20 protein-coding genes are annotated in these 22,091 nt (G+C 68.0%); 15 read left to right on the top strand and 5 right to left on the bottom strand.

What is annotated here, in order from left to right; all coding sequences use genetic code 11:
• The first annotated feature begins 45 nt into the window (after nt 1-45).
• The 4 genes from garD (at nt 46) to BST28156_RS15090 (ending at nt 3,430) form a co-directional block, all read left to right on the top strand.
• On the top strand, nt 46-1,602 hold the full coding sequence (gene garD, locus BST28156_RS15105) for a galactarate dehydratase (RefSeq protein WP_174902587.1): 1,557 nt from the start codon (nt 46-48) through the stop codon (nt 1,600-1,602).
• 296 nt (nt 1,603-1,898) lie between these two features.
• Nucleotides 1,899-2,282 (top strand): nuclear transport factor 2 family protein, encoded by a 384-nt coding sequence (locus BST28156_RS15100; RefSeq protein WP_060240668.1) that lies wholly within the window; start codon nt 1,899-1,901, stop codon nt 2,280-2,282.
• A 76-nt stretch (nt 2,283-2,358) separates the two neighbouring features.
• Entirely contained in the window at nt 2,359-2,814 is a 456-nt protein-coding gene (locus tag BST28156_RS15095; protein WP_174902586.1) for an RbsD/FucU family protein, read from the top strand.
• Between the two features lie 178 nt (nt 2,815-2,992).
• A complete protein-coding gene (locus BST28156_RS15090; protein ID WP_174902585.1) occupies nt 2,993-3,430 on the top strand; it encodes a DoxX family protein in 438 nt (145 codons plus the stop codon).
• Between the two features lie 108 nt (nt 3,431-3,538).
• Here BST28156_RS15090 and BST28156_RS15085 read toward each other — a convergent pair whose 3' ends face one another.
• The gene (locus BST28156_RS15085; protein ID WP_174902584.1) at nt 3,539-4,846 is read right to left on the bottom strand and encodes an MFS transporter; all 1,308 of its coding nucleotides are present in this window, start codon (nt 4,844-4,846) and stop codon (nt 3,539-3,541) included.
• A 307-nt stretch (nt 4,847-5,153) separates the two neighbouring features.
• Nucleotides 5,154-6,290, bottom strand: a complete 1,137-nt coding sequence (locus BST28156_RS15080) for a branched-chain amino acid ABC transporter substrate-binding protein (RefSeq protein WP_060240672.1) — start codon at nt 6,288-6,290, stop codon at nt 5,154-5,156.
• 489 nt (nt 6,291-6,779) lie between these two features.
• Between BST28156_RS15080 and BST28156_RS15075 the strand changes: the two genes are divergently transcribed.
• Nucleotides 6,780-7,574, top strand: a complete 795-nt coding sequence (locus BST28156_RS15075; protein ID WP_060240673.1) for an AraC family transcriptional regulator — start codon at nt 6,780-6,782, stop codon at nt 7,572-7,574.
• Between the two features lie 70 nt (nt 7,575-7,644).
• Here BST28156_RS15075 and BST28156_RS15070 read toward each other — a convergent pair whose 3' ends face one another.
• Complete coding sequence (locus tag BST28156_RS15070; RefSeq protein ID WP_040130971.1) at nt 7,645-7,908, bottom strand: hypothetical protein; 264 nt, start codon at nt 7,906-7,908, stop codon at nt 7,645-7,647.
• Between the two features lie 355 nt (nt 7,909-8,263).
• On the bottom strand, nt 8,264-10,156 hold the full coding sequence (locus BST28156_RS15065; protein WP_174902583.1) for a bifunctional sugar phosphate isomerase/epimerase/4-hydroxyphenylpyruvate dioxygenase family protein: 1,893 nt from the start codon (nt 10,154-10,156) through the stop codon (nt 8,264-8,266).
• Nucleotides 10,157-10,412: 256 nt separating this feature from the next.
• Here BST28156_RS15065 and aroQ point away from each other — a divergent pair, with 256 nt between their 5' ends.
• Genes aroQ through BST28156_RS15050 form a run of 3 tightly spaced genes read left to right on the top strand, consistent with a single transcriptional unit; the run spans nt 10,413 to nt 13,081 of the window.
• On the top strand, nt 10,413-10,868 hold the full coding sequence (gene aroQ, locus BST28156_RS15060) for a type II 3-dehydroquinate dehydratase (protein ID WP_060240675.1): 456 nt from the start codon (nt 10,413-10,415) through the stop codon (nt 10,866-10,868).
• Nucleotides 10,865-11,719 carry a shikimate dehydrogenase gene (locus tag BST28156_RS15055; protein WP_174902582.1) on the top strand — a complete coding sequence of 285 codons (855 nt, stop codon included), beginning with the start codon at nt 10,865-10,867 and terminating at the stop codon, nt 11,717-11,719. Before aroQ ends, BST28156_RS15055 begins: the two co-directional genes overlap by 4 nt.
• 30 nt (nt 11,720-11,749) lie before the next feature.
• Nucleotides 11,750-13,081 (top strand): MFS transporter, encoded by a 1,332-nt coding sequence (locus tag BST28156_RS15050; RefSeq protein ID WP_060240677.1) that lies wholly within the window; start codon nt 11,750-11,752, stop codon nt 13,079-13,081.
• A 63-nt stretch (nt 13,082-13,144) separates the two neighbouring features.
• Here BST28156_RS15050 and BST28156_RS15045 read toward each other — a convergent pair whose 3' ends face one another.
• Complete coding sequence (locus tag BST28156_RS15045; protein WP_174902581.1) at nt 13,145-14,254, bottom strand: 2-aminoethylphosphonate--pyruvate transaminase; 1,110 nt, start codon at nt 14,252-14,254, stop codon at nt 13,145-13,147.
• A 254-nt stretch (nt 14,255-14,508) separates the two neighbouring features.
• On the opposite strand from BST28156_RS15045, the gene phnS reads away from it, so the two are divergent.
• From phnS to BST28156_RS15010, 7 genes are read left to right on the top strand one after another with little or no spacing between them, the layout of a single operon-like run.
• Entirely contained in the window at nt 14,509-15,597 is a 1,089-nt protein-coding gene (phnS, locus tag BST28156_RS15040) for a 2-aminoethylphosphonate ABC transporter substrate-binding protein (RefSeq protein WP_060240679.1), read from the top strand.
• Nucleotides 15,598-15,628: 31 nt separating this feature from the next.
• Complete coding sequence (gene phnT / locus BST28156_RS15035; RefSeq protein WP_174902580.1) at nt 15,629-16,732, top strand: 2-aminoethylphosphonate ABC transport system ATP-binding subunit PhnT; 1,104 nt, start codon at nt 15,629-15,631, stop codon at nt 16,730-16,732.
• Nucleotides 16,710-17,630, top strand: a complete 921-nt coding sequence (gene phnU, locus BST28156_RS15030; RefSeq protein ID WP_174902579.1) for a 2-aminoethylphosphonate ABC transporter permease subunit — start codon at nt 16,710-16,712, stop codon at nt 17,628-17,630. The genes phnT and phnU overlap by 23 nt, the downstream gene beginning before the upstream one ends.
• Nucleotides 17,620-18,480, top strand: a complete 861-nt coding sequence (gene phnV, locus BST28156_RS15025; RefSeq protein WP_174902578.1) for a 2-aminoethylphosphonate ABC transport system, membrane component PhnV — start codon at nt 17,620-17,622, stop codon at nt 18,478-18,480. The genes phnU and phnV overlap by 11 nt, the downstream gene beginning before the upstream one ends.
• The gene (gene phnA / locus BST28156_RS15020; protein WP_060240683.1) at nt 18,477-19,784 is read left to right on the top strand and encodes a phosphonoacetate hydrolase; all 1,308 of its coding nucleotides are present in this window, start codon (nt 18,477-18,479) and stop codon (nt 19,782-19,784) included. Before phnV ends, phnA begins: the two co-directional genes overlap by 4 nt.
• On the top strand, nt 19,781-21,235 hold the full coding sequence (phnY, locus tag BST28156_RS15015) for a phosphonoacetaldehyde dehydrogenase (protein WP_174902577.1): 1,455 nt from the start codon (nt 19,781-19,783) through the stop codon (nt 21,233-21,235). Before phnA ends, phnY begins: the two co-directional genes overlap by 4 nt.
• 3 nt (nt 21,236-21,238) lie before the next feature.
• Nucleotides 21,239-21,790, top strand: a complete 552-nt coding sequence (locus tag BST28156_RS15010) for a phosphonate degradation HD-domain oxygenase (RefSeq protein WP_174902576.1) — start codon at nt 21,239-21,241, stop codon at nt 21,788-21,790.
• Nucleotides 21,791-22,091: the final 301 nt, after the last annotated feature.

Raw genomic sequence — 22,091 nt, 5'->3', positions numbered from 1 at the left:
GTTGTATGATGACTAACGATTTGAAACGTGCTTTCTGGAATGACGATGACTGCTTCCCCGCTCTATATCCGCGTGCATCCGGACGACAACGTCGCGATCGTCGTCAACGACGGCGGTCTGCCCGAAGGCGCGACGTTCGCCGACGGGCTGACGCTGCGCGAAAGCGTGCCGCAGGGACACAAGGTTGCGCTCGCCGATCTCGCGGCCGGCGACCCGATCGTCCGCTACAACGTGGTGATCGGCTACGCGCTGACCGACCTGCGGCGCGGCAGTTGGGTCAACGAGCGCACGATGCGGATGCCCGAGCCGCCCGGGCTCGACGGCCTGCCGCTCGCAACCCGGCGCGCGCCGCCGCTGCCGCCGCTCGAAGGCTATACGTTCGAAGGCTTCCGCAATCCCGACGGCTCGGTCGGCACGCGCAACATCCTCGCGATCACGACCACCGTGCAGTGCGTGTCGGGCGTCGTCGAGCATGCAGTGAAGCGGATCAAGGCCGAACTGCTGCCGCGCTACCCGAACGTCGACGACGTGGTCGGGCTCGAGCACACGTACGGCTGCGGCGTCGCGATCGACGCGCCCGACGCCGACATCCCGATCCGCACGCTGCGCAACATCAGCCTGAATCCGAATTTCGGCGGCGAGGTGATGACGGTCAGCCTCGGCTGCGAGAAGCTGCAGCCGGACCGCCTGCTGCCGCCGGGCGCGATTCCGGTCGTCTCGGCCGAAGGCGAGCCGGACAACGGCGGCGTCGTCTGCCTGCAGGACGCCGCGCACGTCGGCTTCCAGTCGATGATCGACTCGATCATGACGATGGCCGAATCGCATCTCGAACGGCTGAGCCGTCGTCGCCGGGAGACGTGTCCGGCTTCTGATCTCGTCGTCGGCGTGCAGTGCGGCGGCAGCGACGCGTTCTCCGGATTGACGGCCAATCCGGCGGTCGGCTTCGCGGCCGACCTGCTGGTGCGCGCGGGCGCGACGATCATGTTCTCCGAGGTGACGGAAGTGCGCGACGGCGTCGCGCAGCTCACGTCGCGCGCGGCGACCGAGGATGTCGCGCGCGAGATCGTCCGCGAGATGGACTGGTACGACCGCTATCTGCAGCGCGGCCGTGTCGATCGCAGCGCGAACACGACGCCCGGCAACAAGAAGGGCGGGCTGTCGAACATCGTCGAGAAGGCGATGGGCTCGATCGTGAAGTCGGGCAGCGCGCCGATCGCCGGCGTCGTGCGGCCGGGCGAGCGCGCGCGGCAAAAGGGGTTGCTGTATGCGGCGACGCCCGCGAGCGATTTCATCTGCGGCACGCTGCAGCTCGCGGCCGGGATGAACCTGCACGTGTTCACGACCGGCCGCGGCACGCCGTACGGCCTCGCGCAGGTGCCGGTGATCAAGGTCGCGACGCGCAGCGATCTCGCGCGCCGCTGGCACGATCTGATGGATCTCGATGCGGGGCAGATCGCGACCGGCGCCGCGACGATCGAGGAGGTCGGCTGGGAACTGTTCCGGCTGATGCTCGACGTCGCGAGCGGCAAGCGCCGCACGTGGGCCGAGCAATGGAAGCTCGCGAATGCGCTCGTGCTGTTCAATCCGGCGCCGGTGACCTGACGCGCGCGGCGTCGCCGGTTCGGTTCCGGCGCAACGAGCGAGCAAACGGGCGCCTGCGGGCGCCCGTTTCGCCTGTGTCGGGCGGCGCGCCGGTCAGCCGGATTCCAGCGGCAGCGACAGCCCGGCCTTGACGCGCGACATCACGACCGTCGACCGCGCGTGACGACGCACCCATTGCCGCACATTGCTTACCTGCGACGTAATCGACCGCCGACGCAAGGCCGGCGACGATGACGTTACGCGATCCGCAACGTTCGCGGCAATGTCGTCCCGTCATCCAGTCACAGGAGCCTCGCATGAACACCGTCCAGTCCACCCACATCGACCTGATCGACCGCTACTTCGACGCGTGGAACGAACCCGACGTCGCGCGGCGGCGCGCGCTGATCGATGCGACCTACGCGAGCGACGCCACATATCGCGATCCGCTGATGACCGGCGACGGCCACGCGGGCATCGACACGATGATCGCGGCCGTGCAGGCGCGTTTTCCCGCGTATCGCTTTCGCCGCACGACCGACGTCGACGCATTCGGCCAGCACTTGCGTTTTTCGTGGGCGCTGGTGTCGCCGGACGGCGCCGCGATCGTGAAAGGCTCGGACTTCGGCACCGTCGACGCGGCGGGCCGCCTGAAGTCGGTGACCGGCTTCATCGACGAAATGCCGGCCGCGGCGGCGTGACGCGCACGAAGTAGGCGCGGCGACCGGGATCGGGTAACGTTACGCGATTCGTTCCCGATTCCGGAGGCTGACTCCCATGCTGAAGCATCTCGATCCGCTGCTGCACGCCGACATCCTCCACGCGCTGCGCGCGATGGGCCACGGAGACGAAGTGGCGATCTGCGACGCGAACTTCCCCGCCGAATCCGTCGCGCAGCATACGGCGGTCGGCCGCGCGCTGCGGATCGACGGTGCCGATTCGGCGCGTGTCGCGCGCGCAGTGCTGTCGGTGCTGCCGCTCGACACCTTCGTCGATACGCCCGCATGGCGGATGGAAGTCGTCGGCGATCCGGCGGCGGTGCCGCCCGTGCAGCGCGAAGTGCAGGCCGAGATCGACCGCGCGGAAGGGCGTGCGGTGCCGCTCGCGGGCATCGACCGCTTCGCATTCTACGAGCGCGCGCAGCAGGCGTATGCGGTGATCGTCACCGGAGAACTGCGCGGCTACGGCTGTTTCATCTTCAAAAAAGGCGTGTTGTTGAGCGACGCGAACTAAACGCGCAGGCGGCCAGCGTCGTTCGCGCGGCCGCTATCGTGTAAAGATTTGCTACAACCTTTTGCTTGGACGCGGCGGAAAGAGCCTCTATTCTGGCCCATTTGCCGGGGCCCGCAGGCCCCCGGGGCCGTCCCGGCGCACCCGGACGGCCGGATGAACGACCTACGAGGAGAGAGGCATGACGCGTTCCGTCGATTCCGGCGTCATTTTTTTCGCACGCCTGGCGCTGGCGGCGTTGTTTTTGTGGGGCGGCGTGATGAAGCTGCTCGGCTATGGCGATTTCGTCGGCTATCTGCGCGGCCTGAACGTGCCGTTTGCGCAGTACATCGCGCCGGTCGTCGTCGCGATCGAGGCGCTCGGCGGCCTGCTGCTGATCGTCGGCTACAAGGTGAAGCCGCTCGCGCTGCTGATGGCGCTCTACACGGTCGCGACCGCGATGGTCGGGCACAATTTCTGGGACGCGACGGACGCCGCGGTCCAGCACGACATGGTGATCCACTTCTGGAAGAACATCGCGATCGCCGGCGGCTTCCTGCTGTTGTTCGTCACGGGCGCGGGCGGCGCGAGCATCGATGCGCTGCGCCGGCCGAGCTCGTCGTACGGCAGCCTGCGCTGAGCGCGCGACGCCGCTCGCCGATTCGGCACACCGAATAGAGCAGAAGGGCCGAATCCCGCACGCCGCGGGATTCGGCCCTTCGTTCATGGACGGCCGGCGTGCTGCCGCTCAGTGCGGCGCATCCGCCTTCGCATCCTTCGCGAACTGCGCGGCAATCGCGCCGAGCACGCAGATCGCCGCGACATATACGACCGGCGCGAGCGGATTCGACTTCATCATCAGCGACACGATCACCGGCGTGAGGCCGCCGAAGATCGCATAGGCGACGTTGTACGAGAACGAGATGCCCGAGAAGCGGACGACGGCCGGGAAGCTCTTGACCATCACGAACGGCACCGCGCCGATCGTGCCGACCATGAAGCCCGCGATCCCGTAGTAGACCGGCAGCGTCGACGCGTCGGCCGCGACCTGCACGAACAGCAGGTAGTAGCACGCGGCCAGCACGAGGCCGCCGATGCCGAGTACGCGCTTCGCGCCGATCCAGCCTGCGAGCGAACCCGCGCAGATGCAGCCGGCCGTCAGGCACAGCGTCGCGATGCTGTTCGCGAACAGCGTCGTCGCGGGCGTCAGGTGAAACTGCTTCTGCAGCAGCGCGGGCGTCATCAGGATCACGACGACGATCGCGGCCGACAGCATCCACGTGAGCAGCATCGACACGATCACCGCGCGGCCGTGGTCGCGCAGCACGGCCTTCAGCGGAATCTCCGCGGCAAGCGCCTTCTTCGCCTTCATCTCGGCGAACACCGGCGTCTCGTGCAGCCAGCGGCGCAGGTACACCGAGAACAGCCCGAACACGCCGCCGAGCAGGAACGGGATGCGCCACGCGAACGCGGCGACTTCGGCGGTCGTGTAGCGGCTGTTGATGCCGGCGGCGACGAGCGAGCCGAGCAGGATGCCGGCCGTCAGGCCCGAGGTCAGCGTGCCGCACGCATAGCCGATGTGCCGCGACGGCACGTGTTCGGACACGAACACCCATGCGCCCGGCACTTCGCCGCCGACGGCCGCGCCCTGCAGGATGCGGAACAGCAGCAGCAACACCGGCGCGAGGATGCCGATCGTGTCGTAGGTGGGCAGCAGGCCCATCAGCAGCGTCGGCACAGACATCATCAGCACGCTCAGCGTGAACATCCGCTTGCGGCCGACGAGGTCGCCGAAGTGCGCCATGATCACGCCGCCGAGCGGACGCGCGAGATAGCCGGCTGCGAAGATGCCGAACGTCTGCAGCTGGCGCAGCCAGTCGGGAATGTCGTGCGGGAAGAACAGCTGCCCGATCGCGGGCGCGAAAAACACGAAGATGATGAAGTCGTAGAACTCGAGCGCGCCGCCGAGTGCGGCGAGGCCGAGGGTCTTGTAGTCGCTGCGCGTGAGTGCGCGTTCGGCGGCGCGAGGCACGCCGCTCAATTCGGAAGCTTGCATGGTCAGGACGATCGGTTTTCGAATGTTGTTGTCGGTGCTGCGTCTCCAGGGCCCGCTATCGGCATGGACTGGCGAGGGCGCAACCTGCGTCGTCGGGAGGCGCGTCGCGCGTCGGATGGACGCGCGACACACGCGCCGCCGCACCGGGATGGGGCGCGGCGGGGACGAAGCGTCAAAGCGGGTGGGAGGATTCTACAGGAGCGCGAAATGCGCGCGGACGGCGCCGGTCGAGGGCGGCTTCGACTTCGGCGGGAAGCGGCACATGGAGAGGCGCGCGCCGGGCGTACCGTGCGCGCGCCGCCGGCGCTCAGTTGCCGGCGATCGTGTCGACCGGCTTGAACGCGCCGTGCTCGACGCGGTAGATCGTCACGGGCGCGTCCTTCAGGTCGCCCTTCGCGTCGTACGCGATGCTGGGCGCCGACACGCCCTTGATCGACACCTTGCCGAGATACGGCGTGTACACCTTCGGATCGGTCGAATTCGCGTTCTTCATCGCAGTGAGCAGCGCGATCGTGCCGTCGTATGCATACGGCGAGTAGGTGATCACGTCTTCGTTGAAACGCGCCTTGTAGCGCGCCGCGTAGCCCGCGAAACCGGGCATCTTTTCCTTCGGCAGCCCGCCCATGTAGACGATCGCGCCTTCGGCCGCTGCGCCGCCGACCTTCAGGAAGGTCGGCGAGCGCGACATCTCGCCCGTCACGAACGCGGATTTCATCCCGAGCTGGCGCATCTTGCGGATCATCGGCGACGATTGCGCATCGCCGCCGCCGTAGAAGATCGCATCGGGGTTGATGCCCTTCAGGTTGGTCAGGATCGCGGAGAAGTCGAGCGCCTTGTCGTTCGTGAAGTCGCGCTTGACGATCGTGCCGCCCGCGGCCTGCACGGCCTTCGCGAATTCGTCGGCGATGCCCTGGCCGTAGGCGGTGCGGTCGTCGATGATCGCGATGCGCTTGAAGTGCAGGTTCTTCACCGCGTACGTGCCGACGATGCGGCCCGCCTGCGCGTCGCTCGTCAGCAGCCGGTAGGTCGTCTTGTAGCCGCGCGCCGTGTATTGCGGCGACGTCGCCATCGACACCTGCGGCAGGCCCGCGCGATCGTAGAGGTCGGATGCCGGAATGCTGGTGCCGGAGTTGAAGTGGCCGATGATGCCGCGCACGTTGTCGTCGATCAGCCGCTGCGCGACGGTCGTGCCGGTGCGCGGATCGGCCTGGTCGTCCTGCGAGTCGAGCTGGAACGTGACGGGCTTGCCGCCGATCGTCGGCCCGGTCGCGTTGAAATCGGCGATCGCGAGCTGCACGCCTTTCTGCATGTCCGTGCCGTAGTTCGACTGCGGGCCCGTGAGCGGCGCGGCGAAACCGATCTTGACGACGTCGGCGGCGATGGCGTGCGCGCCCGCGAATGCGCAGGCAGCGGCCAGCGCGACGTGCGATACCTTCAGCTTCACTTTCACTTCCCCTTGATGGCGTGGTTGGGCTCGCCGGCAGGCGGCCGGCGGCGGTAAGCGGGGCGAGACGTGTCGTGCGGCGAGCCGGCGGGCAAGCCGCTTATGCAGGCCCCGCGCCGCAGCTTGCACACATCATCCGGTTGTGCCGGAATCGGCTTGCGCGGCGGTCGCCGCGGAATGCCGGATGCGATGGCTGCGGCGGCGGCCGGATGTCGTCTCGTGACCGTGGAGCGAAGTCTAGGTAGCGAAAATGCGCGCGTCTTGCGCGTTCGATGCGCGCGCGGCGACGATATCGGCATATCGTCGATAACCCTGATATATGCTGAAATCGTCATCGCGAATGCGCAGTCGGGCCAAGACGCGATGCGGTGCTGTTTCTACGATGGCGATTTCGGGATTCGCGACGGCACGGCGCGCGTGCGCGGCCGGCGCGGTGGCGCGACGCTCCTATAATCGACGCCATCAGCCACTCGCTTCGCGGATGCCGGGATGACGACCATGCTTGCCGCACCTTCCATGAGCCTGTCCGACACGCTGCGCCACCCGTCCGGCAACGCCGACCTCGATGCGATGCTCGCGCACTTCCGCCTGCTCGAGCCGGTATTCGACGCGCTGCCCGACGTCGCGTTCTTCGTGAAGGACGCCGACGGCCGCTATGCGCTCGTCAATCGCACGCTCGCGATGCGCTGCGGCTACAAGGACAAGCGCGAGCTGCTCGGCAAGACGACCGACGAAGTGTTTCCGCGCCGCTTCGGCCGCAGCTATTTCGAGCAGGACATGGCGACGATCAACGCCGGCCAGCAACTGACCGACCAGCTCGAACTGCACCTGTACCCGGGGCGGCTGCCGGGCTGGTGCCTGACCTGCAAGGAGCCGTTGCGCGACGCGGCCGGCAAGGTGGTCGGGCTCGCGGGCATTTCGCGCGACCTGCGGGCGCACGAAGGGTCGCATCCGGCATACAGCCGGCTCGCGGACGTGGTCCAGCACATCCAGGATCACTACGTGCAGCCGCTGAACCTGAAGCAGCTCGCGCAGATGGCCGGGATGTCGGTCGCGCAGCTCGAGCGCTATTTCCACAAGGTGTTTCACCTGACGCCGCGGCAGGTGCTGCTGAAGACGCGGCTCGACGCGGCGACCGCGCTGCTCGTCACGCACGACAAGGTGACCGACGTCGCGGCGCTATGCGGCTACACGGATCACAGTGCGTTTACGCGCCAGTTCAAGGCGACGGTCGGCGTCACGCCGACGGAATACCGGATGATGCTGCAGGAGCGGGCGGGGTAGGGTGCCGCGCCGGCGAAGCCGACGCGGCGCAAGCGGGGAAGTGCGGAAATGCTCGGGGGAAAGCGGCTGCTCAGCGGTAGCCGAGCCCCTTCAGGACGGCCGTGCCGTTTTCGGTCAGGCGGAAGCTCGGTGCGGTATCGGCGTCGAGCTTGACCATTTCGACGAGACCGGCTTCCTGCAGCGCCGGCAGCTCGGGTTTGGCGTTCGCGCCGATCGGCGCGTGCAGCAGGACGAGCAGTGTCGCGATTTCGTGATGACTGAGCAGGCGGCGCAGCATCGTCTTCTTCACTGGGGGTGCGGCCGGGCGGCCCGCGGGTGCTTCTACGGCGCTCATCGCTATCCTCCGTTTCGAGAGATTCTTCGGGTTTGGAGACGGATGGTGCCGACGAAGACTTAAGCGATTCTTAAAATCGCCGGGCGTGCCGGGCGTGCCGGGGTGCTGCGGCGCTCGGCGAGTTACCGCATGTAACGTCGTACGGAAGGCTGCGCGGCGCCTGTTGCGGCCGGCCGCGCCAGCCGGGGCGCGACGGCGCGATTCACCGTGATGGTGCATCGAGTCGACGACCAGGCAGCGGTCTGGGACGGGGAGCCGAAGGCGGGCCGGAGCGTCTGTCTGAAACACCGGCCGCAACGTGCCGTCGCGACGGCCGATACGATCCGGCCCCGTCTCGGCGAGCCCGCTGCTTCCCCTATTTCCTGCGCTGCGCCTGCGCCGCGAGCCGCACGGCGGCGTTCACGGCGCCATACCCGTCATAGCCGCCGCGCCGCTCGACGATTTCGAGCGAAAAGCGGTTGTCGACCAGTTCCGTATACGCGTGCAGGAATTCGCCGCCGCGCTCGTCGCGGTCGTACAGCAGGTGGTGGGCGCTCAGCGTGTCGATCAGGTCATCCGGCAGCGCATAGCGCGCGGCGAGGTCGTCGTAGTAATTGGCCGGGATGCGCAGGAACGGCACGCCGTCGGCCGCGAACGCGGCGACCGTCTTCACGATGTCGTCGGTGCGGAACGCGACATGGTTCAGCCCGGTGCCGTGGTAGCGGTCGAGCGATTCGGCGACGGCCGTGTGCCGGTCGACCGACGCATTCAGCGCGATTCGCACCGAGCCGTCCGCGCTGCGCACCGCGCGGCTGCGCATCAGCCCGTACGGATCGGGCACCAGCCAGCTGCGCTCGGCCTCGAAGCCGAATGCCGTCTTGAAGAACAGGATCCACGTATCGAGCGCGTCGGCCGGCAGCGCGAGGCAGACGTGGTCGATACCGGTCAGCGGACCGACTTCGCCCGGACCGTCGATATCGGTCAGCACGAAATCCGATTCGTACAGCGTTGGCGCGTTCGGCGCCTCGTCGACGAAATATTCGAGGCTGCCGTCCGGTGCCTGCACGCTCGGCAGCACGCGCTCGTTCGGCCCGACGCGGCCCGAGAACGGCGCATAGCCGAAGCCGGCCGCGCGTTCGAACGCGACTTTCGCGTCGTCGACGCGGAACGCCGACGCGCACAGCGACAGCCCGTGCTGCTGGAAGAACGCATCGGCGAACGAGTCGCGCTCCGCGTTCAGCACGATCGACGCGGCGCCGTGCTGGAACAGCGTGACGTCCTTCGACCGATGGCGGCCGGCGAGCCGGAAGCGCATCTTGCCCAGCCATTCGCCGACGGTGGCCGCCGCCTGCGCGTCGACCGCGAATTCGATGAACTGGAAGCCGACGTGCGCGGGCGGCGCCGGCGGCGCGAACAGCGGCTGGCCGGCGGCCGGCGCGCGGCCGTCCCGGGCCAGCCGCGCGCGCGTCAGTTCTTCCAGGTACAGCAGCGAGCGGTGGCCGTCGGCGGCCGTGATCGCGGTCGGCGCCGCGCGGAAACCGTCGTTGAAGATTTCCAGCGACAGCGGCCCCGTATAGCCGGACTCGATCACGCGCGCGGTGAAGCGCGCGAGGTCGAAGTCGCCCTGGCCGGGGAACGAGCGGTAATGGCGGCTCCATTCGAGCACGTCCATCGCGAGCTTCGGCGCGTCGGCGATCTGCACGAACGCGATCCGGTCGCCGGAGATGTCGGCGATCGCGTCCGGCGAATCGTCGAGCGACAGCGTGTGGAAGCTGTCGAGCGCGAGGCCGAGGTGCGGGCTGTTCACCGCGTCGACGAGTCGCCACGCATGACCGTACCGGTTCACGACGCGGCCCCACGCGAGCGCTTCGTATGCGACGACGACACCGGCCTGGCGGGCCGCCTCGGCGAGCGCGCCGAGCTGGTCGACCAGCAGGGAGTCGTCCGCGATCGTGTCGGGCGACACGTTGCTGCAGACCAGGATGCGGTCGGTGCCGAGCGCGTGCATCACGTCGAACTTGCGGCGCACGCGGTCGAGGTTGCGCGCCAGCTGCGCGGCGCTCACGCCCTCGAAGTCGCGAAACGGCTGGAACAGCACGATGTCGAGGCCGAGATCGGCGGCCATGCGCCGGACGTCGGCGGGCGATCCGTCGAAGTAGACGAGGTCGTTCTCGAAGATTTCGACGCCGTCGAAGCCCGCGGCCTGGATGGCGGCGAGTTTCTCGGCGAGCGTGCCGGACAGGGACACGGTGGCGATCGAGCGCTGCATGAGCGAATCCTGCGGGTAAGCGGGGGCGGCGCCGGCCGGTTTGGCCCGAAATGAACCAGTCGTTGAGTTCATCGGACGCGCCATATCCCGAGTTTACTGGGTGATTGAGTCGGATTATACAAACTAACTAGGTGGTACAAATTAGCGAAAACCCGAAAAGACAATGTTGTTGTGCAGGCGCACACTAGTGCCGAATCCCAATATCATGGGGCGGTGCATGCAGCGATCCGCCCCTCGTTTCTGGAGCGGAATCACGATGAGCAAGCGCAAGGTGCTGGTGCTGAACGGCCCCAACCTGAATCTGCTGGGGACGCGCGAGCCCCATATCTACGGCGCGGAAACGCTCGCCGATGTCGAGCAGCGCTGCCGCGCGGCGGGCGAAGGGCTCGGGCTGGAAGTCGAGTTCCGTCAGTCCAACGCCGAGCACGAGCTGATCGACTGGCTGCATGCCGCGCGTCACGACACGCACGGCATCGTGATCAACCCGGCCGCGTATACGCATACGTCGGTCGCGCTGGCCGACGCGCTGTCGGCGATCGCGAAGCCCGTGATCGAGGTGCATATCTCGAACGTGCATCGCCGCGAGGCGTTCCGTCACCATTCGTATGTGTCGGCGATCGCCGAAGCCGTGATTTGCGGCTGCGGCACCGAAGGCTACGTGTTCGCGCTGCAGCGCCTGTCGACCCTGTTTGCGCAAGGAGCCGCACGATGAGCCGTCCGTCGTTTCTGATCGGCCTGATCGGCCAGGGTATCGGCGGCTCGCTGTCGCCCGCGATGCACGAGGAAGAGGGGTTCCGGCAGGGCTTCGGCTACGTATACCGGCGCCTCGACCTCGACGTGCTCGGCGTGGGCGTCGACGCGCTGCCGCAACTGCTCGATACCGCGCAGCGGATGGGCTACAACGGGCTGAACATCACGCATCCGTGCAAGCAGCGCGTGATCGAGCATCTCGATGCGCTGTCCGACGACGCGCGCGCGCTCGGCGCGGTCAACACCGTGCTGTTCAAGGATGGCAAGCGGATCGGCCACAACACCGACTGGTCGGGCTTCGCGAAATCGTTCCGCCGTGGGCTGCCCGGCGCGTCGCTCGACAGCGTGGTCCAGCTCGGCGCGGGCGGCGCGGGCGCGGCCGTCGCGCATGCGGCGCTGCAGATGGGCGCGGCCGAACTGACGATCTTCGACGTCGACGGCACGCGCGCCGCGGCGCTCGCCGGGGAATTGCAGCAGCGCTTCCCGGCTGCGCGCGTCGCGGCGGGCGGCGATCTCGCGGCCGCGACGCGCGCCGCGACGGGCCTGATCCACGCGACGCCGACCGGCATGATCAAGCATCCAGGCCTGCCGCTGCCGGCCGAGCTGCTGCACGCGGGCATGTGGGTGGCCGACATCGTCTATTTCCCGCTCGAAACCGAACTGATCCGCACGGCGCGCGCGGCGGGTTGCGCAACGCTGCCGGGCGGCGGGATGGCCGTCTACCAGGCCGTCGATGCGTTCGAGATCTTCACCGGACGCACGCCCGACGCCGAACGGATGTTCGAGCACTTTCAGTCGCTCGTCGCGCGCTGACCCCATCGAGAAAGAGACCAGGAGACGACCATGCAGCACACCACCCACACGAGCGCCGCGCCGGCGCAGGCGGCCGGCACGGTCCGGCGCACGTCGGCGCGCTACAAGATCCTCGCGCTGCTCGCGATCGGCACGATGATCAACTATCTCGACCGCACGGTGCTCGGGGTGGCTGCGCCGCAGCTCACCAGGGAGCTGGGCATCAACGCGGCCGTGATGGGCATCATGTTCTCGGCGTTCTCGTGGACGTACGTCGTCGCGCAGGTGCCCGGCGGCCTCTTTCTCGACCGTTTCGGCAGCAAGGTGACCTATTACTGGTCGATGACGCTGTGGTCGCTGTGCACGTTCCTGCAAGGCTTCGTGCCCGGCGTCGCGACGCTGCTCGCATGCCGTCTCGGCCTCGGCGTCGCGGAGGCGCCATGCTTCCCGACCAACAGCCGCGTCGTCGCGACGTGGTTCCCGCAGAACGAACGCGCGATGGCGACCGGCACCTACACCGTCGGCGAGTACATCGGTCTCGCGTTCTTCAGCCCCGTGCTGTTCGCGCTGATGGGCGCGTTCGGCTGGCGCTCGCTGTTCTGGGTGGTCGGCGCGGTCGGCATCGTGTTCGGCCTGGTCTGGTGGAAGTGCTATCACGAGCCGCGCAACCACCCGGGCGCGAACACCGAGGAACTCGCCTATATCGAGGCGGGCGGCGGTCTCGTGCACGGCGTGCGCAAGGACGACCGGCCCGCGCCGAAGCAGTTCAGCTGGGCGATGGCCGGCCGGCTGCTGAAGAAGCGCCAGCTCGCGGGCATCTGCCTCGGCCAGTTCGCCGGCAACTCGACGCTCGTGTTCTTCCTGACCTGGTTCCCGACCTATCTGGCGACCGAGCGCCACATGGGCTGGCTGAAGATCGGTTTCTTCGCGGTGATGCCGTTCATCGCGGCGTCGATCGGCGTGATGTTCGGCGGGGTCTTCTCGGACTGGCTGCTGCGTCGCGGCAAGTCCGCGAATCTCGCACGCAAGCTGCCGATCATCGCGGGCCTGCTGCTCGCATCGACGATCATTCTCGCGAACTACGTGCAGAGCAACGAGGCCGTGATCGCGATCATGTCGGTCGCGTTCTTCGCGCAGGGGATGGCCGCGCTCGGCTGGACGCTCGTGTCGGACATCGCACCCGACGGCCTGCTCGGCGTCACGGGCGGCATCTTCAACCTGGCGGCGAACCTCGCGGGCATCGTCACGCCGCTCGTCGTCGGCTTCATCGTCGCGTCGACCGGCTCGTTCGTCGGTGCGCTCGTGTTCATCGGCGCGATCGCGCTGGTCGGCGCGCTGTCGTACATCTTCGTCGTCGGCGACATCAAGCGGATCGAGCTGTAAGTCTCTTCTCCACGCACGTCGCGTGCGTTCGCCCGGCGGTCGTCGACTGCCGGGCTTTTTTGTTTACGCGTGCAGCAGCCCGATGCCGAGCGATTCGACCGCCTGCGCGATCGCGGCGACCGCGCGTCGGATGTCGTTCGAATCGATCGCGCCGATGCAGCCGACGCGGAACGTCTCGAGCTGCGTGAGCTTGCCCGGATACAGGATGAAGCCCGCGTCGCGCACCGCGTCGTAGAAGCGGCGGAAATCGTAGGCCGGATGAGCGGGCGCATGGAACGTGACGATCACGGGCGCCTGCACGCGCGCGTCGAGAAACGGCGTGAAGCCGAGCGCGCGCATCGCTTCGACGAGCGTCCGGCAGTTCTCCGCGTAGCGCGCGCCGCGCGCGGGCTGGCCGCCTTCGGCGAGGTACTGGTCGAGCGCGGCGCGCAGCGCGGCGACCACGTGCGTCGGCGGCGTGAAGCGCCACTGGCCGGTCTTGCGCAGATACGCGTACTGATCGTGCAGATCGAGCGCGAGCGACCGCGAGTTGCCCTCGCTCGCTTCCAGCGCGTCGCGCCGCACGATCGCGAACCCCATTCCCGGCACGCCTTCGAGGCACTTGCCGCTCGCCGAGATCAGCGCGTCGATGCCGCTGTCTGCCAGCACGATCGGCAGCGCGCCGAACGAACTCATCGCGTCGACGATCAGCCGCTTGCCGTGCCGCCGGCAGACGGCCGCGATCGCGTCGAGCGGATTCAGGATGCCGGCGCTCGTTTCCAGATGCACGAGCGCGACGTGCGTGATGCGCGGCTCGCGCGCGAACGCGGCTTCGACCGCGGCCGGATCGACGGCGGCGTCCTCGCCGAACGGCAGCGCGATCGCGTCGATGCCGAGCCGGCCGAGTATTTTCAGGATGCGCGCGCAGTACGCGCCGTTATCGGGCACCAGCACGACGCCGTCGCGCGGCACCAGCGTGCCGAGTGCGGCTTCGACCGCGAACGTGCCGCTGCCCTGCATCGGCACGCACACGTACTGGTCGCCGCCGCGTGCGATGTCGACGAGATCCGCGCAGACGGTGGCCGTCAACTGGTTGAACGCGGCGTCCCACGACCCCCAGTCCTGTTGCATTGCGTGGCGTGTTGTGGCGGACGTGGTGAGCGGGCCGGGGGTCAGCAGGATCGGATCGGACATGGTTTTCTCCAGCAATGGTCGGATGAGAAACGCCGGACGGCTTTTCTGTACGAGTTGCATGATATTGGCAAAATGTGTCATTTTTTGGAAATTGTGGCATTCGTCACGGGTTTGTCATCGAAGGCTGTGATCCTTCGGTTGCCGCGCAAAACCACCCGCTGCGCGGCGGCGAGGCGGGCCGGTTGTCGGCTCGCCCGGATAAAGATGCCGGACCCTGCCCCGGCCGTTTGGTGTTCCGCCTACGGAGAAGTGAGATGACACTGCAGAATTCCTCGCGCGCCGCTGCCGGCGCGTTCCGCAAGCTTGCGCTGGCCGCCAGCGTCGCCGGTCTGCTGGGCGCCGCGTTGCCGGCGCACGCGGCGAGCGCCGTCGTGCTGTACACGGCAGACGGCCTCGAGAACCTCTATCGCGATGTGCTGCCGGCCTTCGAGAAGAAGGAAGGCGTGAAGGTCAACATCGTGACGGCGGGCAGTGGCGAGGTCGTGAACCGCGCGAACATCGAGAAGAATTCCCCGAAGGCGGACGTGATCGTCACGCTGCCGCCGTTCATCCAGCAAGCCGGCCAGATGGGCCTGCTGCAGGCATACCAGAGCGTGAACTACAAGAACGTGCCGGCGATCGCGAAGGCCGAGGACGGCACGTGGGCGACCTTCGTGAACAACTACTTCTCGTTCGCGATCAACCCGGACGTCGTGAAGAACCAGCCGAAGACGTTCGCCGACCTGCTGTCGCCGAGCTACGCCGGCAAGGTCGCGTACTCGAACCCGGCAACGGCGGGCGACGGGATGGCCGTGCTGATCCTGACGACCACGCTGATGGGCGAGGACAAGGCGTTCGACTACCTCGCGAAGCTGTCGCAGAGCGTGAAGTTCCACACGAAGGGCACCGGCTACCTGAACGTGCTGCTGTCGCGTAACGAAATCTCGGTCGCGAACGGCGACCTGCAGATGGACCTCGACGACGCCGAGCACGGCGCGCTGTCGGTCAAGCCGATCTTCCTCGCGGCGAAGGACGGCGACCAGCCGACCACGTTCCAGCTGCCGTACGGCATCGGCCTGATCAAGGGCGGCCCGAACCAGGACGCCGGCAAGAAGCTGATCGACTACCTGATGTCGACGGAAGTGCAGTCGAAGGTGCCGGACATGTATGGCATCCCGGGCCGCACCGACGTGCCGCTGGCGGGCAAGAACGGCGAGGCCGTGAAGAAGGCGATCGCCGGCGTGAAGCTGATTCCGGTCGACTGGACCCAGGTAATGGCGAAGAAGCCGGTGTGGATCGAGCGCTGGAAGAAGGACGTGATCGGCAGCTCGGGCAAGCAGCTCGAAGTCGTCAAGCCGAAGTGATCGGCGCACGCCGCCTGTAGTGAGTGAGAGGATGAATCCGGTGGATACCGCCCTGAACCATCCCGGCGCTTTCGGCGCCGCCGAGCCGCGCGCGATGCAGCGGTCCGGCGCGCCGGGCGGCGTGCAGATCGAGCACCTGAGCGTGCGCTACGGCGCACGCACGGTGCTGGAAGATCTGTCGCTGTCGATCGGCGCCGGCGAATTTCTGACCGTGCTCGGCAAGAGCGGCTGCGGCAAGACCACGCTGCTGCGCTTCATCGCCGGTTTCGTGAAGGCCGACGGCCTGACCGGTACGCTGAGCGTGGCCGGTCGCGATCTGACCTATGCGCCGCCGCACAAGCGCAATCTCGGTCTGCTGTTCCAGAATTACGCGCTGTTCCCGCACCTGTCGGTGTTCGAGAACGTCGCTTTCGGCCTGCGCGCGCGCGGGATGGCGTCGGCCGAAGTCACACGGCGCGTCGCCGACGCGCTGAAGCTCGTGCAGCTCGGCGATGCGGGTCATCATCTGCCCGCGCAATTGTCCGGCGGGATGCAGCAGCGTGTCGCGCTGGCCCGCGCGCTCGTGATCGAGCCCGACGTGCTGCTGCTCGACGAGCCGTTGTCCGCGCTCGACGCGAACCTGCGTGCGTCGGTGCGCACCGAACTGAAGGCGCTGCACGAGCGCCTGCCGAACCTGACCGTGGTCTGCGTGACGCACGACCGCGACGACGCGCTGGTGCTGTCCGATCGCGCGCTGCTGATGCGCGACGGCCGCATCGCGCAGCTCGGCACGCCGCAGCAGCTGTACGACGCGCCGAACGACGGCTATGTCGCGCGCTATCTCGGCCCGGCGAACCTGCTGCCGCCGCGCGTGATTTTCCCGCTCGGCGATCCGCGCCACGAGGTGCGCGACAAGGTCGCGTGCGTGCGCCCCGAGCGCCTGACGCTGATGCCGCCGGCCGCCGGCGGCATGCACGGCACCGTATCGTCGGTCGAATGGCAGGGCGCGGACCTGTCGATCACGGTCGTGCTCGATGCGGCGCCCGACGAAGTCGTGCGCGTGACGATGCAACGCGGCCGTGCCGCGGCACCCGAGCGCGGTGCGCGTGTTTCCCTGCATTGCGAGGCAGACGATGTCGTCCTTATCGAGCCCTGAAGCCGGCCTGTCGCCGCAAGCGCTCGCGTCGGCCGCCGCGCATGCGGCTGCCGCGCGGCGCCGCAGGCGCATCGGCGACCTGCACCTGCTCGGGCTCGCGATCGTCGTGCTCGGGCCGCTGGTCGTCTATCCGCTGGTGCGGCTGGTGCTGTTGAGCGTGTCCGGCGATCACGGGCTGAGTTTCGCCGCGTACCGGACCTTCTTCGGCAATCCCGACACGCGCAACGTGCTGATGACGACGCTCGGCGTACTGTTCGCGAGCGCCGGCACCGCGTCGCTGCTCGGCGTGATGCTGGCCGCGCTGCTGTTCTTCAAGCCGTTCCCGGGCGCCTCGCTCGTCACGCGCTTCCTGGAACTGTACGTCGCGTTTCCGTCGTTCCTCGTCGCGTTCACGCTGATCTTCCTGTACGGCTCGCAAGGCTCGGTCAGCATCGCGCTGCAGCACCTGTTCCATCTCGACGAGCCGCCGCTCGACTTCCTGTTCGGCATCGGCGGCGTGATTCTCGCGCAGACGGTGTTCTATACGCCGTTCGTCGTGCGCCCGACGCTCGCGTCGTTCGCGACGCTCGACCTGCGCCTGATCGAAGCCGCGCGCAGCCTCGGCGCGTCCGGCTGGATGCTGGCGCGGCGCGTGGTGCTGCCGATCGCGTGGCCGGGCATCGCCGCCGGCACCGTGCTGTGCTTCCTGCTGACGCTGAACGAATTCGGGATCCTGCTCGTGCTCGGCAGCGCGAGACTCGTGACGCTGCCGGTCGCGATCTACAGCAGTGCGACCGTCGATCTCGACCTGCCGACCGCATCGGCCGGCGCGGTCGTGATGCTGGCGTTGTCGCTGGCGCTGTATGCGGTTTATCGCCGGGTGAACCGGCGTGCGACGGGAGGAAACGATGTCCGCTGAATTTCGTATCGGGCAGGCCGTGCCGCGCCGCCAGATCGGCTGGGGCGACGCGGTGCTCAAGCAGGCGTCGCGGGTCGCGCTCGCGCTGGCCGCGTTCGCGTGCTTCTGGTTGTTCGTGCTGCCGGTCGTCGTGGTCGCGCTGTCGAGCGTGTCGACGCACTGGTCGGGCACGATCCTGCCGGCCGGCTACAGCCTGCGCTGGTTCGAGCGGCTAGGGTCGCCCGAGTACGACGCGCTGCTGACGAGCCTCGAGATCGGCTTCGGCGTGTCCGCGGTCGGCACGATGCTCGGGCTGTGGCTCGCGCTCGCGCTCGAAGGGCGCGACCGGCGCGGCCTCGGCGCGCTCGTCGATGCGCTGGTGATGGTGCCGAACGGCGTGCCGAGCGTTGTGCTCGGACTCGCAGTGCTGATCGCGTATCACCAGAAGCCGCTCGACCTGTCGAGCTCGGCGGCGATCGTCGTGCTCGTGCAGCTCGCGCTGATCCTGCCGTTCTGCTATCGCTGCGCGGCCGCCGCGCTGCGCCCGGAACTGACCGTGCTGCGCGAGGCCGCGGCGAGCCTCGGCGCACCGCCCGCGATGGTGCTGCGCCGCGTGCTGCTGCCGCAGCTCGTGCCGGCGCTGCGCGCGAGTCTCGCGCTCGGTTTCGCGCTGTCGCTCGGCGAGCTTGGCGCGACGCTGACGGTCTATCCGCCCGGGTTCGCGACCGTGCCGATCGTCGTGATCGGCCAGGTCGAGCGCGGCTACTACCTGCCCGCGTCGGCGCTGTCGCTGCTGATGCTCGGCGCGTCGCTCGCGGCGCTGCTGTTGATCGCTGCGCGCGTGCCGCGCGGCAAGCGGGCGGCATCATGAACGCCGCGTTCGCGTTGCGTGTTCCGGGCGAACCGGCCTCGGCCGGTGCGGCGCCCGACCTCGCCGGCCGCTGGGTCGACGTCAACGGCCGCCGCTACCGGCTGCCGGTCGAGCCGACGGTGGTCGTCTGCGTCGACGGCTGCGAGTACGACTATCTCGAACGGGCCGTCGAAGCCGGCGTCGCGCCGTTCATCGGCCGGATGATCGCCGAAGGCACGGCATGGCGCGCCGATTGCGTCGTGCCGACCTTCACCAACCCGAACAACCTGTCGATCGTCTGCGGCGTGCCGCCGGCGGTCCACGGGATCTGCGGCAACTACTTCTGGGACCCGTCCGCCGACGGCGGGCGCGGCGCCGAGGTGATGATGAACGACCCGGCCTACCTGCGGGCCGGCACGCTGCTCGCGGCGGCGTCCGATGCCGGAGCGCGGGTCGCGGTCGTGACGGCGAAGGACAAGCTGCGCCGGCTGCTCGGCTGGCAGCTGGACGGCGTGTGCTTTTCCGCGGAGAAAGCCGCGCAGGCGAATCTCGCGGAGAACGGCATCGTCGACGTGCTCGACTGGGTCGGCCTGCCGTCGCCGGACGTGTACAGCGCGGCGCTGTCCGAATTCGTGTTCGCGGCCGGCGTGCGGCTCGCGCAGACGCGCCAGATCGACCTGATGTACCTGTCGACGACCGACTACGTGCAGCACAAGTGCGCGCCCGGCACCGACGGCGCGAACGCGTTCTACGCGATGATGGACGGCTATCTCGCGCAGCTCGACGCGCTCGGCTGGGCGATCGGGCTCACGGCCGATCACGGGATGAATGCGAAGCACGATCCCGCGACGGGCCGGCCGAACGTGATCTATCTGCAGGATGCGTTCGACGGCTGGTTCGGCGCGCAGTCCGCGCGCGTGATCCTGCCGATCACCGATCCGTACGTCGTGCACCACGGCGCGCTCGGTTCGTTCGCGACCGTGTATCTGGCGCCGGGCGTCGATCGCGCGGACGCGATGTGGCGCATCGGCGGTCTCGACGGCGTCGAACTCGTGCTCGACAACGCGGAAGCCGCTGCGCGCTTCGAGCTGCCGGCCGACCGGATCGGCGACCTGGTCGTGATCGCGCGTCGCGACATGACGCTCGGCACGCGCGAGCGCGAGCACGACCTGTCGGGCCTGACCGTGCCGCTGCGCTCGCATGGCGGCGTGTCGGAGCAGGAAGTGCCGCTGCTGTTCAACCGTCGTATCGAGCGGGCCGACGCCGGACGTCGTCCGCGGAACTTCGACGTATTCGATTTCGTGCTGAACCGGATCGCAACATGATGGCCCATCCCCGACAGGATCATCCGGCGTTTCGCGCGGAGGCGCTGCGCTGGTGCGGCACGCGCGCGACGCGGGAACGCAGCTTCGACGTCGTCGATCCGTACACGGGCGCCCGTGTCGGCACGGCGCCGCTCGCGAGCGTCGACGACGTGCACGCCGCGTTCGATTACGCGCTGGCCTACCGGCCGACGCTCACGCGCTACGAGCGCTCGCAGATCCTCGAACGCGCGGCCGCGCTGCTGCGCGAGCGCACCGAGGAAGCGTCGGACCTGATTTCGCTGGAGTCGGGGCTGTCGAAGCGGGATTCGCGCTACGAGATCGGCCGTGTCGCCGACGTGCTGAAGTTCGCGTCGGTCGAGGCGCTGCGCGACGATGCGCAGAGCTTCTCGTGCGACCTGACGCCCCATGGCAAGGCGCGCCGCGTGTTCTCGCAGCGTCAGCCGCTCGACGGCGTGATCGTCGCGATCACGCCGTTCAATCATCCGATGAACCAGGTCGCGCACAAGATCGCGCCGGCGATCGCGACCAATAATCGCGTGATCGTGAAGCCGTCGGAGAAGGTGCCGCTGTCGGCGTTCTACCTGGCGGACCTGCTTTACGAAGCCGGGCTGCCGGAGCCGATGCTGCAGGTGCTGACCGGCGATCCGCGCGAGATTGCGGACGAGCTCGTCACGCATCCGCATGCGTCGCTGATCACGTTTACCGGCGGCGTCGCGATCGGCAAGGCGATCGCGGCGAAGGCCGGCTACCGCCGCATCGTGCTGGAACTCGGCGGCAACGATCCGCTGATCGTGCTCGACGACGCCGATCCCGAACGTGCGGCGACGCTCGCGGCGCTCGGTTCGTACCGGAATTCGGGGCAACGCTGCACGGCCGTCAAGCGAATCCTGGTGCAGCGTGCGATCGCGCCGGCGTTTACCGAGGCGCTGGTCGAAAAGACGCGCGCGTGGACCTACGGCGACCCGTTCGATCCCGCCAACGAAATGGGTACCGTAATCGACGAGGCCGCCGCGCGGCTGTTCGAGGCACGGGTCGGCGACGCGGTTGCGCAGGGCGCGCGGCTGCTGGCCGGCAACCTGCGGCGCGGCGCGCTGTATGCGCCGACCGTGCTCGACAACGTCGATCCGTCGATGACGCTCGTGCGCGAGGAGACCTTCGGCCCCGTGTCGCCCGTGATCCGGTTCGACACGATCGACGATGCGATCCGGATCAGCAACGGCACGGCGTTCGGACTGTCGTCGGGCGTTTGTACGGACAGCACGGCGGCGGTCGTGCGGTTCGTCAACGAGCTGAACGTCGGCACGGTGAATGTATGGGAAGTGCCCGGATACCGGATCGAGCTGACGCCGTTCGGCGGGATCAAGGATTCGGGGCTCGGTTATAAGGAAGGCGTTCAGGAGGCGATGAAGAGCTTCACGAACCTGAAGACCTTTTCTCTGCCTTGGGAGTGATGGATGGCGCTGACGGTGGAAGAGATTCGCGGGCTGTATCGCGAGCATGGCCATGTGGCCTATAGCGGGGAGCCGGTGACGCAGCTCGAGCACGCGCTGCAGAGCGGGCTGCTGGCGGAAGAGGCGGGCGCCGACGAAGCGCTGGTCGCGGCGGCGTTTCTGCACGATCTCGGGCATTTGCTGAATCGTCAGGGCGAGACGCCGAGTGCGCGCGGCATCGACGACCTGCACCAGTATTTCGTGCTGCCGTTCCTGCGGCCGCTGTTTTCCGACGCGGTGCTGGAGCCGATCCGGCTGCATGTCGATGCGAAGCGCTGCCTGTGCCGCACGGACACCGGCTACTTCGAGAGCCTGTCGCCGGACTCGGTGCGCAGCCTCGCGTTGCAGGGCGGGATCTTCAGCGACGAGGAGGCCGCGGCGTTCCTGCAGCGCCCGTTCGCGGAGGATGCGCTGCGCCTGCGCCGCTGGGACGATACGGCGAAGGAGGCGGGGAAACCGACGCCGGATCTCGATCACTATATGGAGATCGTCGCGCGTCAGGTGCGCGCGGCCTGACGGTTCCGGGCCGGGCAGGTTCTCTATATATGGCCCCGCACGCGACAGCGTGCGGGGCCATATATTTTTTCCGAAACCCCTTGCGCGATTGGAGCTGGGTCCCTAGAATCACGCCTCTTTCGCGCTAACGGCAACGCGGTGCGGAAGGGGAAGCGGAGTCGGCGGTGTGCTGCAGTGTGGAGCGCGCTGGCGACGCAGGAAGAAGAACCCCGCAGTCGCAACGATGTAGCAAAAAGTTGTTGACGACTTGCGAAACACGGTTCATAATCTCGCTTCTCTGCTGCTGAAAACGCAGCGCTGC

The sequence above is a fragment of the Burkholderia pseudomultivorans genome (genome assembly GCF_902499075.1).
GTDB classification, from domain to species: domain Bacteria; phylum Pseudomonadota; class Gammaproteobacteria; order Burkholderiales; family Burkholderiaceae; genus Burkholderia; species Burkholderia pseudomultivorans.
The sequence above is the reverse complement of the archived record's forward strand: the minus strand, read 5'-3'. Positions and strand labels throughout refer to the sequence as shown.